This window comes from Actinocatenispora rupis, assembly GCF_016861975.1.
Lineage (GTDB): Bacteria > Actinomycetota > Actinomycetes > Mycobacteriales > Micromonosporaceae > Actinocatenispora > Actinocatenispora rupis.
Map to the genome: position 1 here is coordinate 116,053 of NZ_BOMB01000033.1, position 12,997 is coordinate 129,049.

Annotated in this window: 13 protein-coding genes and 1 riboswitch; of the genes, 5 read left to right on the forward strand and 8 right to left on the reverse strand. The window is 72.2% G+C overall.

What is annotated here, in order from left to right:
* Positions 1-7: 7 nt before the first annotated feature.
* From Aru02nite_RS28325 to hrcA, 3 genes are all read right to left on the reverse strand, one after another.
* A complete protein-coding gene (locus Aru02nite_RS28325; RefSeq protein ID WP_203662773.1) occupies positions 8-739 on the reverse strand; it encodes a 16S rRNA (uracil(1498)-N(3))-methyltransferase in 732 nt (243 codons plus the stop codon).
* On the reverse strand, positions 736-1,875 hold the full coding sequence (gene dnaJ, locus Aru02nite_RS28330; protein ID WP_203662867.1) for a molecular chaperone DnaJ: 1,140 nt from the start codon (positions 1,873-1,875) through the stop codon (positions 736-738). The genes Aru02nite_RS28325 and dnaJ overlap by 4 nt, the downstream gene beginning before the upstream one ends.
* A gap of 76 nt (positions 1,876-1,951) precedes the next feature.
* Positions 1,952-2,977, reverse strand: a complete 1,026-nt coding sequence (gene hrcA, locus Aru02nite_RS28335; RefSeq protein ID WP_203662774.1) for a heat-inducible transcriptional repressor HrcA — start codon at positions 2,975-2,977, stop codon at positions 1,952-1,954.
* 169 nt (positions 2,978-3,146) lie between these two features.
* Between hrcA and Aru02nite_RS28340 the strand changes: the two genes are divergently transcribed.
* Positions 3,147-3,530 (forward strand): DUF4870 domain-containing protein, encoded by a 384-nt coding sequence (locus Aru02nite_RS28340; RefSeq protein ID WP_203662776.1) that lies wholly within the window; start codon positions 3,147-3,149, stop codon positions 3,528-3,530.
* Between the two features lies 1 nt (position 3,531).
* Here Aru02nite_RS28340 and hemW read toward each other — a convergent pair whose 3' ends face one another.
* Entirely contained in the window at positions 3,532-4,758 is a 1,227-nt protein-coding gene (gene hemW / locus Aru02nite_RS28345; RefSeq protein WP_203662778.1) for a radical SAM family heme chaperone HemW, read from the reverse strand.
* A gap of 17 nt (positions 4,759-4,775) precedes the next feature.
* Between hemW and Aru02nite_RS28350 the strand changes: the two genes are divergently transcribed.
* The gene (locus Aru02nite_RS28350; protein WP_203662780.1) at positions 4,776-5,564 is read left to right on the forward strand and encodes an enoyl-CoA hydratase-related protein; all 789 of its coding nucleotides are present in this window, start codon (positions 4,776-4,778) and stop codon (positions 5,562-5,564) included.
* Positions 5,565-5,670: 106 nt separating this feature from the next.
* Complete coding sequence (locus tag Aru02nite_RS28355; RefSeq protein ID WP_203662782.1) at positions 5,671-6,537, forward strand: hypothetical protein; 867 nt, start codon at positions 5,671-5,673, stop codon at positions 6,535-6,537.
* 4 nt (positions 6,538-6,541) lie between these two features.
* On the opposite strand, the gene Aru02nite_RS28360 is transcribed toward Aru02nite_RS28355, so the two are convergent.
* On the reverse strand, positions 6,542-7,111 hold the full coding sequence (locus Aru02nite_RS28360) for a TetR/AcrR family transcriptional regulator (RefSeq protein ID WP_203662784.1): 570 nt from the start codon (positions 7,109-7,111) through the stop codon (positions 6,542-6,544).
* An 88-nt stretch (positions 7,112-7,199) separates the two neighbouring features.
* Here Aru02nite_RS28360 and Aru02nite_RS28365 point away from each other — a divergent pair, with 88 nt between their 5' ends.
* Positions 7,200-8,063: an NmrA family NAD(P)-binding protein gene (locus tag Aru02nite_RS28365; RefSeq protein ID WP_239077005.1), complete on the forward strand. Its 864-nt coding sequence runs from the start codon at positions 7,200-7,202 to the stop codon at positions 8,061-8,063.
* A 168-nt stretch (positions 8,064-8,231) separates the two neighbouring features.
* On the opposite strand, the gene Aru02nite_RS28370 is transcribed toward Aru02nite_RS28365, so the two are convergent.
* Positions 8,232-9,239, reverse strand: coding sequence for a coiled-coil domain-containing protein (locus Aru02nite_RS28370; protein ID WP_239077006.1), 1,008 nt, complete (start codon positions 9,237-9,239; stop codon positions 8,232-8,234).
* Between the two features lie 2 nt (positions 9,240-9,241).
* A riboswitch (cyclic di-AMP (ydaO/yuaA leader) is annotated at positions 9,242-9,374 on the reverse strand.
* 398 nt (positions 9,375-9,772) lie between these two features.
* A complete protein-coding gene (lepA, locus tag Aru02nite_RS28375) occupies positions 9,773-11,629 on the reverse strand; it encodes a translation elongation factor 4 (protein ID WP_239077007.1) in 1,857 nt (618 codons plus the stop codon).
* Between the two features lie 388 nt (positions 11,630-12,017).
* On the opposite strand from lepA, the gene rpsT reads away from it, so the two are divergent.
* A complete protein-coding gene (rpsT, locus tag Aru02nite_RS28380; RefSeq protein ID WP_203662788.1) occupies positions 12,018-12,284 on the forward strand; it encodes a 30S ribosomal protein S20 in 267 nt (88 codons plus the stop codon).
* Between the two features lie 275 nt (positions 12,285-12,559).
* On the opposite strand, the gene Aru02nite_RS28385 is transcribed toward rpsT, so the two are convergent.
* Entirely contained in the window at positions 12,560-12,985 is a 426-nt protein-coding gene (locus Aru02nite_RS28385) for a PPOX class F420-dependent oxidoreductase (protein ID WP_203662789.1), read from the reverse strand.
* Between the last annotated feature and the right edge of the window lie 12 nt (positions 12,986-12,997).

Below are 12,997 nucleotides of genomic sequence, written 5' to 3' on the forward strand. Positions count from 1 at the left end.
GCCCGGGTCAGGACCAGCGACCCGTACGCGCGTTGAGTACGGCGAGCGCCGCGACCCCCGCGGTCGACGTACGCAGGACGGCGGTGCCCAGGCGCACCGGGACCGCGCCCGCAGCCGTGAACGCCGCCAGCTCCGCCGGATCGATACCGCCCTCCGGGCCGACCACCAGCAGCACCTCACCCGCGGCCGGCAGGTCCACCGCGGTCAGCGGCACCGTCGCCTCCTCGTGCAGCACGAACCCGGCCGCCGCCGACCCCAGCCGCGCCGCCAGCGCCGGCGTGTCCACGCACCCCGCCACCTCCGGCAGGTACGCCCGGCGGGACTGCTTCGCCGCCTCCCGAGCCACCGACACCCAGCGCTGCCGGGCCTTCTCGCCGCGCTCACCGCGCCACCGGACCACCGAACGCGTGGCCTGCCACGGCACCACCGCGTCCACGCCGACCTCGGTCATCGCCTGGACGGCCAGCTCGCTGCGCTCGCCCTTCGCCAGGCCCTGCGCCACGACGAGCGCCGGCGCGGGCGTGGGCGTACGCACGGTCGACTCGACGCGCAGGTCCAGGAAACCCTTGCCGGCGGCGTCGACGACACACTCCGCCACCCCGCCGGCCCCGTCACCGAGCAGCAGCCGTTCCCCGACCCGCAGCCGCTGTACGTCCGCGGCGTGGTGCCCCTCCGCGCCGGCCAACCGGTACGCTCCGGTGGCCGGCAGGACGTCGACCAGGAACAGCGCCAGGCTCACGCGTGACCGTTGAACGCGTCGCGCATCCGGGAGAAGAACCCGCCGCCCGGCCGGGTCGGCTCGATCGTCTCCTCGCCGCGCAGCCGGGACAGCTCCTTGAGCAGCCGCTCCTGCTCCGGGTCCAGCTTCGTCGGCGTCTTCACGTCCAGGTGGACGAACAGGTCACCGCGCCCACCGCCACGCAGCCGCGGCACGCCCTTGCCCTTGATCTTGATCGTACTTCCGGGCTGGGTGCCGGGCTTGACCTCGACGTTCTCCTCGCCGTCCAGGGACTTGAGGGTCATCGAGGTGCCCAGCGCCGCCGCCGTCATCGGCAGGACGACCCGGCAGTGCAGGTCCTCGCCCTTGCGGCTGAACACGTCGTGCACCCGCTCGTGGATCTCCACGTACAGGTCGCCGGGCGGGCCGCCGCCGGGGCCGACCTCGCCCTGCCCGGCCAGCCGGATGCGCATGCCGTCCTCGACCCCGGCCGGGATCTTGACCGTGACCGTACGCCGGGTCTGCACGCGTCCGTCGCCGCCGCAGGTCGGGCACGGGTTCGGGATGACCGTGCCGAAACCCTGGCAGTTGCCGCACGGGCGGGTCGTCATGACCTGACCCAGGAACGTGCGCTGCACGCTCTGCACCTCGCCGCGGCCGCCGCACATGTCGCAGGTCGCCGGATGCGTCCCGGGGGCGGTGCCGGCGCCGTGACAGGTGTTGCAGACCGTCGCGGTGTCGACCGTGAGCGGCGCCTCGATGCCGAACGCCGTCTCCTCCAGGTCCAGGTCCAGCCGGATCAGCGCGTCCGCACCCGGCCGGGTACGCGGGCGCGGGCCGCGGGTGCCGCCGGTCGCGCCGCCGAAGAACGCGTCCATGATGTCCTGGAACCCGACGAACGGCCCGCCCGGTCCACCGGGCCCGGGGCCACCGCCGCCGGGCGCCAGCGGATCCGCGCCCATGTCGACCAGCTGCCGCTTCTGCGGGTCGGACAACACCTCGTACGCGGCGTTGATCTCCTTGAACCGCTCCTGCGCGTCCGGCGCCGAGTTCACGTCCGGATGGAACTGGCGCGCCAGCTTCCGGTACGCCCGCTTGATCTCGTCCGGCGTGGCCTCGCGGCTGACGCCGAGGATCGCGTAGTAGTCCTTGGCCACTGCGGTGTCCATGTCCTTCGTGTCGAATCGATCTGCGGCACGGCCCGCCCGTACCGGAGGTGTGGTGGTCGGATGCCTAGTTCTGCGCCAGCAGCTCGCCCACGTAGCGTGCCACGGCGCGGACGGCGGCGATCGTGCCGGGGTAGTCCATCCTGGTCGGCCCGAGCACACCGAGCCCACCGACCACGACGGAGCCCGGCCCGTACCCCGTGCTGACCACCGAGGTGGTGCGCAGCCCCTCGTACTCGTTCTCGTCGCCGATCCGGATGCGCAGGGTGGTCGGCGACTCGACCTCGCCGATGAGCTTGAGCAGCACCACCTCCTCCTCCAACGCCTCCAGTACGCCACGGAAGGAGCCGGGGAAGTCGAGTGCGGTGCCGCGCGCCAGGTTCGCCGTACCGGCCAGGGAGAGGCGCTCCTCCTGCCGCTCGACCAGCGTCTCCAGCAGCACGCTGGACAGCGTCGTCATGGCCGGCCGCAGCTGCGCGGGCGCCTCGTCGACCAGCGTCGCGATCAGCGTCGGGCTGTCGCTGAGCCGGTGCCCGGACAGCTTCTCGTTGATCCGGGACCGCAGGTCGAGGACGTCCTCCTCGCCGACCGGGCCGGGCATGTCGACGAGCCGCTGCTCCACCCGGCCGGTGTTGGTGATCATGACCAGCATCAGCCGGCCCGGCGCCAGCGTCACCAGCTCCAGGTGCCGGACCGTGCTCCGGGCCAGCGACGGGTACTGCACGACCGCGACCTGCCGGGTCAGCTGCGCCAGCAGCCGCACCGTGCGGTGCACGATGTCGTCCAGGTCGACCGCGCCGGACAGCAGCCGCTGGATCGCCCGGCGCTCGGCCGGCGACAGCGGCTTCACCCGGGACAGCCGGTCCACGAACAACCGGTACCCCTTGTCGGTGGGAACCCGGCCGGCGCTCGTGTGCGGCTGGTGGATGTACCCCTCCTCCTCCAGCACGGCCATGTCGTTACGCACCGTGGCGGACGACACGCGCAACTGGTGGCGCTCGACGAGGCTCTTGCTGCCGACCGGCTCCTGGGTGGCGATGTAGTCCTCGACAACGGCACGAAGTACGTCCAGCTTGCGCTCGTCGAGACTCACACCGACCACCTCCCTCGCGGTACGCCCCGGGAATCCTGGCACTCCACAACAACGAGTGCCAGTCTACGTCCCGGCCCGCCCCGTCCGCTCGTACCGGATCGTCACACCGGCCACGTCGGGACCGGACTCGGGGTCGAGTAGCGCCGAGCCACCCCCTTACCGTGTACGCATGACCGAACCCACCACGCCGCCCGGGTACGCCGACACCGAGGAGCGGAACTGGGCGGTGCTCACGCACGTACTGGCCGCGGTGGGGGTGTTCTTCTCCGGGATGGCCGGCTGGGTGATGCCGCTGGTGACGTACGCGACGAAGGGGAACCAGTCGCCGACTTTGCGCGCGCACGCGGTCAGCGCCCTCAACTTCAACATCACGTGGGCGGCCATCGACCTGGTCGTCGTGGTCCTGAGCAACTGCCTCGGCCTGTTCGGCTTCCCCGGCTGGCTGCTGTACGTCGTGTTCGTGGTGCCGATCGTGTTCAACGTCATCGCCGCGGTCAAGGCGAACGACGGCGTCCAGTACCGGCACCCGCTGTCGTACCCGGTGGTGAAGTAGGTCAGCCGAGCAGGTCGCGGACGACGGCGTCGGCGAGCAGCCGGCCCCGCAACGTCAGCACGGCCCGGCCGGCGGCGACCGCGGTCGGGTCGAGCAGGCCGGCCAGCACCGCGCGGTCGGCGCTCGCCCGCCCCGCGTCGTCCAGCACGTCCAGCGGCAACCCCGACGACAACCGGGTACGCAGCAGCACGTCCTCGGTGTGCCGCTCGTCCGCGGTGAGGATCTCCCGCCCGGCGCCGGGCGAACCCGTGGCCAGGCGCTCCGCGTACCGGCTGGGGTGCTTGACGTTCCACCAGCGGACGCCGCCGACGTGGCTGTGCGCGCCGGGGCCGAGACCCCACCAGTCGCCGCCCGACCAGTACAGGAGGTTGTGGCGGCAGCGGGCGGCCTCGTCGGCGGCCCAGTTCGACACCTCGTACCAGGAGAGGCCGGCGGCGGTGAGCCGCTCCTCGGCCGCCAGGTACCGGTCGGCGGCGGTGTCGTCCGACGGCATCGGCAGCTCACCGCGCCGGATCCGGCCGGCGAGCCGGGTACCGTCCTCCACGATCAGCGAGTACGCCGAGACGTGGTCGGCGGCGCCGGCGGCGACCGAACCGAGCACCGTGTCGAGGCTCGCCGCCCAGTCGTCCGCGGACTCGCCCGGCGTGCCGTAGATGAGGTCCAGGTTGACGTGGTCGAAGCCGGCCTCGGCGGCCTCGGCCGCGGCCACCGTCGCCCGGCCCGGCGTGTGCTTCCGGTCCAGCAGCGCCAGCACGTGCCCGACCGCCGACTGCATCCCCAGCGAGATCCGCGTGAACCCGGCCCGGCGCAGCGCCCGCAGCGACGCCGGCGACACCGACTCCGGGTTCGCCTCCGTGGTCACCTCGGCGTCCGGTTCCAGCCCGAACGTGTCGGCGATCCCGTCCAGGATCCGCGCCAGGTCGTCCGGCGGAAGCAGCGTCGGCGTACCGCCACCGAAGAAGACGGTACGCACCGGCGGCGCCGTACCGCCGAGGACGCGGGCGGCCAGCGCCAGCTCCGCCACCACCAGATCCGGGTACGACGAGCGGTCCACTCCCGGCAGCTCGGTCGCCGTGTACGTGTTGAAGTCGCAGTAACCGCACCGGCTGGCGCAGAACGGGACATGCACGTACACACCGAAACCGTGGGCGCCGACGGAGGTCAGCGCGGTGTCGGGCAGGGCACCGTCGGACGGTACGGCTTCGCCGTCGGGCAGGGCTGAAGGCACCCGTCTAGTCTGACGCGGTGACCGACGACGCCCCGCCCCTGGTCCGGTACGCGCACGCCGACGGTGTGGCCACGCTCACCCTCGACAGCGACCGCAACCGCAACGCGCTGTCGCGCCGGCTCGTCGCCGAGCTGCTCGCCGGGCTGCGCGCCGCCGTCGCCGACCCCGCCGTACGGGTCGTCGTGCTCGACCACGTGGGCCGGGTGTTCTGCGCCGGCGCCGATCTCGCCGAGACGGCCGCGGCGCGCGAGGCCGGCCAGGTACCGGCCAGTGACCTGCCCGAACTGCTCGCCGAGATCTGGGACGCGCCGAAACCGGTGGTCGCGCAGGTCGGCGGGCCGGCGCGGGCCGGCGGGCTCGGCCTCGTCGCCGCCTGCGACGTGGCGGTCGCCGCCGACGACGCCACCTTTGCGTTCACCGAGGTACGCCTCGGGGTGATCCCCGCCGTGATCTCCGCCCCCGTGCTGCGCCGGCTGCCGTCCCGCGCCGCCGCCGAGCTCTACCTCACCGGTACGACGTTCGACGCGCGGCGGGCCGCCGACCTGGGCCTGCTCACCGCCGCCGTACCGGCCGGCGAGCTGACCGGCGCCGTCCGCGGGTACGTCGACGGGCTGCTGCGCGGCGCACCCGGCGCGCTCGCCGGCGCCAAGCTGCTGCTGCGCCGCGGCGAGCCGCCGATCCGCGCCGAGCTGGACGAGCTGGCCGCGCTGTCCGCCGGATACTTCCTCTCCACGGAGGGGCGGGAGGGCGTCGCGGCGTTCCGCGAGAAGCGCGATCCGTACTGGGTGCCCGGGGTGCGTGGCTGAACCGACCGCGACACCGTCGTCCTACACTCTGTAGGGGCCGGCGGCACCGCCGGTTGGTCGGCCACCGATGCGCGGTCGACCACGGCGGTACGTGAGGAGGACCCGCGTGCGCGGTCGTGTCGTGGTGGGCGTCGCCGCCCTCGCCGTCACCGGCCTGGTCGGCGCCTGCAGTGGCGGGCACAGCAGTTTCCACGAGCCGCTGCTGTCCTCGTGCGAGGTCAAGACCAGCGACAACGACGTGCAGCTCAACCCCGACCAGGCCGCCAACGCCGCGACCATCGCCGCGGTCGCCATCCGCCGTCAGCTGCCCGACCGGGCCGTCGTCGTCGCGATCGCCACCGCGCTGCAGGAGTCGAAGCTCACCAACCTGGCCGGCGGCGACCGCGACTCGATCGGCCTCTTCCAGCAACGCCCCAGCCAGGGCTGGGGCGAGCCGAAGCAGCTCAGCGACCCGCGGTACGCCGCGGGTGCCTTCTACGACCACCTGATGCGCGTCGACGGCTGGCAGGACATGTCGGTCACCGAGGCGGCGCAGGCCGTACAGCGCAGCGCGCATCCCGACGAGTACCAGAAGTGGGCGGCGGAGGCGGAGACCGTGGGCACCGCCATGGTCGGTTCGCCCGGCGGCGCGGTGTCGTGCTCCCTGCACGACGGGCCGCCCCGCCGCGGCACCACCGCACGCGACGCGCTCGCCAAGGCGATGCGGCTGGACTGGGGCACGTCGCTCATCACCCGGGACTCGGGCAGCACCGGCCTGACCGTACCGACGGACGGGCAGCGGTCGGGGTGGCAGTTCGCGCACTGGCTCGTCGCGCACGCCGCGGACACCGGCGTCGACCGCGTCCGGTACGGGGCGAAGCAGTGGACCGTCGAGTCCGGCGAGTGGCGCACCGTCAAGTCCGGGCAGGCCGCGAGCGACACGCCCGCCCCGGTCGAGGCCACCGTCTACGCGGCGAAGAAGAAGTCCAACTAGCCGGTCAGGTGGTCGGCCTGGTGGCGACGCCGGCCATCAGGTAGTCGAGCAGACGGTCGACGAGGGCCGTCGGGTCCTCGGCGCGTTCGCCGGCCCAGGCGATGCCCGCGGCGGCGGCGAGCAGGTCCTCGACCACCACCTCCTGTCGTACGACTCCGGCGTCCTGCGCGCGGCGTACCAGGTCACCGCCGGCGGAACGCATCGCGTCGCAGGCGGCGTGCAGCCGGGATTCCTTGTCGCGCAAGGCGGTCAGCACCGACTCCGGCAGCCCCCGGTACGTGCCGGAGCCGGCCGCGAGCTGACCCAGCCACTGTCCGAGGGCGGCTCGCGGGTCGTCCGCGTCGGCAAGGTCGAGCGCGTCCCGCCGCAGCTTCTCGAACCGGTCCGCGAGTACGGCTTCGAGCAGCGCCTCGCGCGTCGGGAAGTGCCGGTACAGGGTGCCGATGCCGACGCCGGCGCGCCGGGCCACCTCGCGCAGCGACGTCGCGGTGCCGTACTCGGCGAACGCCTCGCGGGCGACCGCGATCACCTGGTCGCGGTTGCGGCGGGCGTCGGCCCGCTTCGACTCGGTCATGCCGGCCAGCCTTCCACGTAGACAACCGGAGCAGTGCTCCGTATTATTCGGAGCGCCGCTCCGATCGGAGCGCTGCTCCATTTTAACCGTGGAGGACACCGTGCCCGACAACCTCGTCCTGGTCACCGGCGCCACCGGACAGCAGGGCGGCGCCACCGCACGCCACCTGCTCGCCGCCGGCTGGCCCGTCCGCGCCCTCGTCCGCGACCCCACCAGCCCCGCCGCCACCGCGCTCGCCGCCGCCGGCGCCGAACTCGCCCCCGGCGACATGACCGACCGGGCCAGCCTCGACCGCGCCGTCACCGGCGCGTACGGGGTGTTCAGCGTGCAGCCCGCCGACGCCCCGCCCCACCACGAACCCCGCGAGGTCGACATGGGCCGGGCCGTCGCCGACGCCGCCGCGGCCGCCGGCGTACGACACCTCGTGTACGCGTCGGTCGGCGGCGCCGAACGCGACACCGGCATCAGCCACTGGACCACCAAATGGCAGATCGAGGAACACATCCGGGCGCTCGGCCTGCCGTACACGGTGTTGCGGCCGGTCATGTTCATGGAGAACCACGCCAGCCGCTCGACGTACGGCGTGTTCGGCGACACGGCCCTGGTCCGGATGATCCCGCCCGACTCCACCGTGCAACTCATCGCCGCCGACGACATCGGCGCGTTCGCCGCACTCGCCTTCACCCGACCCGACGAGTACCTGGGGATCGAACTGGAGATCGCCGGCGACGAACTCACCGGTGCCCGGCTCACCGCGGCCCTGCGTACCGCGCTCGGCCGGGACTTCCGCACCGACCCCATCCCAACCCCCGTACGGGTCGGCGCCGGCACGTCGTTCGGCGGGTGGCAGGCCGACATCCCCGCACTGCGCCGCCGGTACCCCGGGCTGATGACCCTCGACACCTGGCTCGAACGCGGCGGCCGGGACCAGCTCCGCGCGATCCGCCCCTGACGACGGCACGCTCGGCGGTGGTGACGCCGACCGGGCGCGTCACCACCGGGTACCGACGACGGCGCGCTCGGCCGGGTGACGCTGAGGGGGCGCGCACCGACCGGGGACCGACGACGGCGCGCGCTCGGCCGGAACCTTCCGAGCGCGCGCCGGACGCGAAACGGTGCGCTACTGGACCGACAGGTGCACGTGGTTGGTGTGCTCCGCCGACGGCGACCCCGAGCCGCTGTACGACGACCAGCCGACGCCCGGCATCCAGATCTGGCGGAACCAGATGACGTACAGCACGGCGAGGCGCTCGGAGTTGGCGGTGAGCCAGCCCGCCAGGTTGTTGCCGTACGTCCGGTCGCCGCCGCTGGCCTCGCCCCCGAAACCGCCCACGCTCACCGAGAAGTCGCAGGCCCGGCCGCGCGGATGCTCACCGCCGTCCTCCGCCGACCGGTAGCACGCGGTGTAGCGCGTGTAGCCGGCCTTGCGTACCTCCTGGTAGGCGTGGAGCATCCGCGGCGTGATGCAGCCGTCGGTGGTCGGATCGTCGACGTTGCAGGACTCCGACGGCCAGCTGCCGTCCGGGTTGCGCGGCGCCGGCGTCGCCGACGCCGTCCCCGAATAGCCGCCGCTCGAACCACCGCTGACCTGGTCGACCGCCTTCTGCGCCTCGTCCCGGCGCTTCTTCAGCGTGGCCGCCTGCTTCTTCTGCTTCGCCGCCGTCGCCGCCAGGTCACGCTTCTGCGCGTCCTGCCGCTGCCGCGCCTCCTTCAGCGCGCGCAGCTTGCCGGCGTCCTTCTCCCCCAGGTACGTCAGGGTGTTGGCCATCGCCAGGATGTTGTCGCCCGACTCGCCGGAGAGCGCGAGTGTCATCAGGCTCGTGCCGCCGCCCCGGTACTTCGCCGCGGCGATGCGCCCCACGTCCTCCGTCAGCGCGTCGACCTTCTTCTCGCCGGCCGCGATCTGCTTCGCCAGCGCCTTCTGCTTCTTCGCCGTCGCGTCCAGCTTCGCCTTGGCGTTGTTGTAGTTGCGCGCGGCGGTGTCGAGCTTCTTGTACACCGACGCGCTGCCGCCCTCGTCCGGCGCGGCGCCGGCTGTCGTGGCGGGGACCGCGCCGAGCAGCGCGGCCAGGGCGACGAGCGCACCCAGCAGCAGCGTGCCGCGCATCCGGGACCTACCGGCGAACATGGTCGTCCTTCCGTCCGCCGCCTACCGGGTTAGCTGTCGGGTTCGGGCCCGGAAGAAGCCCTACCGCGCTGGCGGATTCACCCCGGTTGCTCGGGTCCCCGGCTCGCCGCACGGGCGATTCGGCGGTGACCGCCGCCGGCGCCGGGGGTGGCGCCGTGTCCTCGACGGTCGGACACACAGCGTACCGACGAAGGAAAAGCCGACAAGCGTTGCCCGCGTACGGCGAGGCGTGCGCCGCAGTGGATCCGGCCCGTACCAAGCGATCCGTGGATCGTGGGGTTACTGTGCGGAGCGATCGGCGTCGATACCCCCACCCACCCTGGGGGGCGACCCCGGCACAATCCTACGTCCGCAGCCGCACCCGGAACCGGTGCCTGTGGACAACCGGTACCCCTGTGGACAACTGTGGCGCGATCACGTCGTGCGCCTCTGTTCCCGGCGCGTCCGACGCCGACAGCCCCACGACGAACGCCCCGCGACCCGGTCGGTTCTTCGGCTGCCAAGGCGCGTCCGGCGTCGACAGCGCGACACGGTCACTTCTTCGGCTGCTCCGGCGCATCCGACGTCGACAGCGCCGCGATGAACGCCTCCTGCGGCACCTCCACGCGGCCCACCATCTTCATGCGCTTCTTGCCTTCCTTCTGCTTCTCCAGCAGCTTGCGCTTCCGCGTGATGTCACCGCCGTAGCACTTGGCGAGTACGTCCTTGCGCATGGCGCGGATGTTCTCCCGGGCGATGATCTTCGTACCGATCGCGGCCTGGATCGGTACCTCGAACTGCTGCCGCGGGATCAGTTTGCGCAGCTTGGTGGTCAGCTGCACGCCGTACGCGTACGCCTTGTCCTTGTGCACGATCGCGGAGAACGCGTCGACCGGCTCGCCGTGCAGCAGGATGTCGACCTTGACCAGGTCGGCGGCCTGCTCGCCGGACGGCTCGTAGTCGAGCGACGCGTACCCGCGGGTGCGGGACTTCAACTGGTCGAAGAAGTCGAAGATGATCTCGGCGAGCGGCAGCGTGTACCGCAGTTCGACCCGGTCGGCGGACAGGTAGTCCATGCCGAGCAGCTTGCCGCGCCGCGACTGGCAGATCTCCATGACGGCGCCGACGAAGTCGTTCGGAGTCAGCACCGTGGCGCGCACCACCGGCTCGTACACCGAGGCGACCTTGCCCGTGGGGTACTCGCTCGGGTTGGTGACGACGTGCTCGGTGTTGTCCTCCAGCTCGACCCGGTACACCACGTTCGGCGCGGTGGAGATCAGGTCGAGGTTGAACTCGCGCTCCAGCCGTTCCCGGATGATCTCCAGGTGCAGCAGGCCGAGGAACCCGCAGCGGAAGCCGAAGCCCAGCGCCGCGGACGTCTCCGGCTCGTACACGAGGGCGGCGTCGTTGAGTTTCAGCTTGTCGAGCGCGTCCCGCAGGTCCGGATAGTCGGAGCCGTCGATCGGGTAGAGCCCGGAGTAGACCATCGGCTTCGGGTCGGAGTAGCCGCCGAGCGGTTCGTCGGCCGGCCGGTGCAGCGCCGTGACCGTGTCACCGACCTTCGACTGCCGGACGTCCTTCACGCCGGTGATCAGGTAGCCCACCTCGCCGACCCCGAGCGCCGGCGACTTGGTCGGCTCCGGCGAGATGACGCCCAGCTCCAGCAGCTCGTGCGTGGCGCCGGTGGACATCATCGTCAGCCGGTCGCGCGCCTCGATCCGCCCGTCCATCATCCGCACGTACGTCACGACGCCGCGGTAGATGTCGTACACCGAGTCGAAGATCAACGCGCGCGGCGGGGCGGCCGGATCGCCGCTCGGCGGCTGGAACTGGCGGACGATCTCGTCCAGCAGCTCGGCCACCCCCGACCCGGTCTTGCCCGACACCCGCAGGCACTCCTCCGGCTTCCCGCCGATCAGGTGCGCCAACTCCTCCGCGTACTTGTCGGGCTGCGCGGCCGGCAGGTCGATCTTGTTGAGTACCGGGATGATGTGGAGGTCGTTCTCCAGCGCCAGGTACAGGTTGGCCAGCGTCTGCGCCTCGATCCCCTGCGCCGCGTCGACCAGCAGGATCGCGCCCTCGCAGGCGGCGAGACTGCGCGACACCTCGTAGCTGAAGTCGACGTGGCCGGGCGTGTCGATCATGTTCAACACGTACGACTCGCCGGCGAGGTCACCCTCGCGCACCGTCCACGGCAGCCGGACCGCCTGACTCTTGATCGTGATGCCGCGCTCACGCTCGATGTCCATCCGGTCCAGGTACTGAGCGCGCATCTGGCGCTCCTCGACCACGCCGGTCAGTTGCAGCATCCGGTCGGCCAGGGTCGACTTGCCGTGGTCGATGTGCGCGATGATGCAGAAGTTGCGGATCCGCTGCGGATCCGTGGCACCGGGATCGAGCTGGGCGGGCACGCGGGGTCCGATCTGTCAGGGCACGTCGTCGGGTACGCCGGCAGGACCGGCGACGTCTATGCTCCCACGCCCGGCCGTACCGCCGCGTCCAGGATTCTCGCGGCCCCGACCGGCGCATCGACCCTCCGGCGTGGTCCACACCCGGTCGTACCCCTCCGCGGCACTCACCCCGTATCGCCCTGGTTGTCCGCCACCGCGCGGTGCTCCCGGCGGCGCGTACCGTGGAGGCCCGCAGGAGGGCGGTGCGGTGGGGCACGCCGTTTTGGAGAGCGTCCCGGCCGGCTGGTAGCCTGACACCTCGTGTGTGCCGTCGCGTCCCCGTGGATGCGCGCACTACCTGCCGAAAGGCAGGACCCGATCCAACCCGACCAAGACTGAAGGCTGTCGCGTGGCGAACATCAAGTCCCAGATCAAGCGCAACCGGCAGAACGAGAAGCGCCGCCTGCGCAACAAGGCGGTCAAGTCGTCGCTGAAGACGACGGTTCGCTCGTTCCGTGAGGCGGCCGCCGCCGGTGACGCGGAGAAGGCCGGCATCGCGCTGCGCGAGGCGTCCCGCAAGCTGGACAAGGCCGTGAGCAAGGGCATCATCCACAAGAACCAGGCGGCGAACCGCAAGTCCGCGATCGCCAAGCAGTTCCAGGCGCTGTCCGCCTGACCCACCCGGAAGCACCGCTTCCGGTCCGGTCCGCGCCGACGGCCCGCCGATTCGTCGAGCGGGGTCGACTCGTCCATGACGACGCCGACCCCGCTTTCGTCGTACCCGGATCTGCCACGCATCAGCCTCTGTAGGGCTCGCCGCTCCCATGCCCCACGGACCACCCGTGGCACCGCCTCGCGAGGTACCGGTGTCGCGCCTGCCGGCTGCACCGGCGCGCCTACGGGGTCGGGGCGGAGCCGCTGCCGATCGTGCCGCCCGGTGGGTGTGCGGGTTCAGTCTGCGATGTCGCGTTCGGCGATGACCTTCTCGATGCTGACCCGCACCAGGAGCTCGCCCGGGACACTGTTCCGCGACCCGTACTCCTCCGCCCGCTCCGGCCCCATGTACCGGCCGCCGATGCGTGTCGCCCACGCCCGAAGCTCGGTGGGGTCCTCGACGAACCGCGCCGTCCCCTCGACGATCACGTACGAGTACGGCGGCTCCTGGTCGTCCACCACCAGCGCCAGCCGCGGATCGCGTCGCAGGCTGCGCGCCTTGACGGACTCGTGCCAGGTGGTGAACACCAGCTCGGGCCCGTCCAGGTCGAACCAGATCGGCGTGACGTGCGGGCGACCGTCCCGCCGCACCGTGGCGACCTTCGCGGTCCGCGTACCGGCGAGCACGAAGGCGCGCCATTCGGGTTCGGTCATGCCGGGCATGACTGCCATGAT

Coding starts and splice junctions, on each gene's coding strand:
- Aru02nite_RS28360 (WP_203662784.1), bottom strand. CDS start 7,111: ATGACCGAGTCGAAGCGGGCCGACGCCCGCCGCAACCGCGACCAGGTG.
- Aru02nite_RS28340 (WP_203662776.1), top strand. CDS start 3,147: ATGACCGAACCCACCACGCCGCCCGGGTACGCCGACACCGAGGAGCGG.
- Aru02nite_RS28370 (WP_239077006.1), bottom strand. CDS start 9,239: ATGTTCGCCGGTAGGTCCCGGATGCGCGGCACGCTGCTGCTGGGTGCG.
- Aru02nite_RS28385 (WP_203662789.1), bottom strand. CDS start 12,985: ATGCCCGGCATGACCGAACCCGAATGGCGCGCCTTCGTGCTCGCCGGT.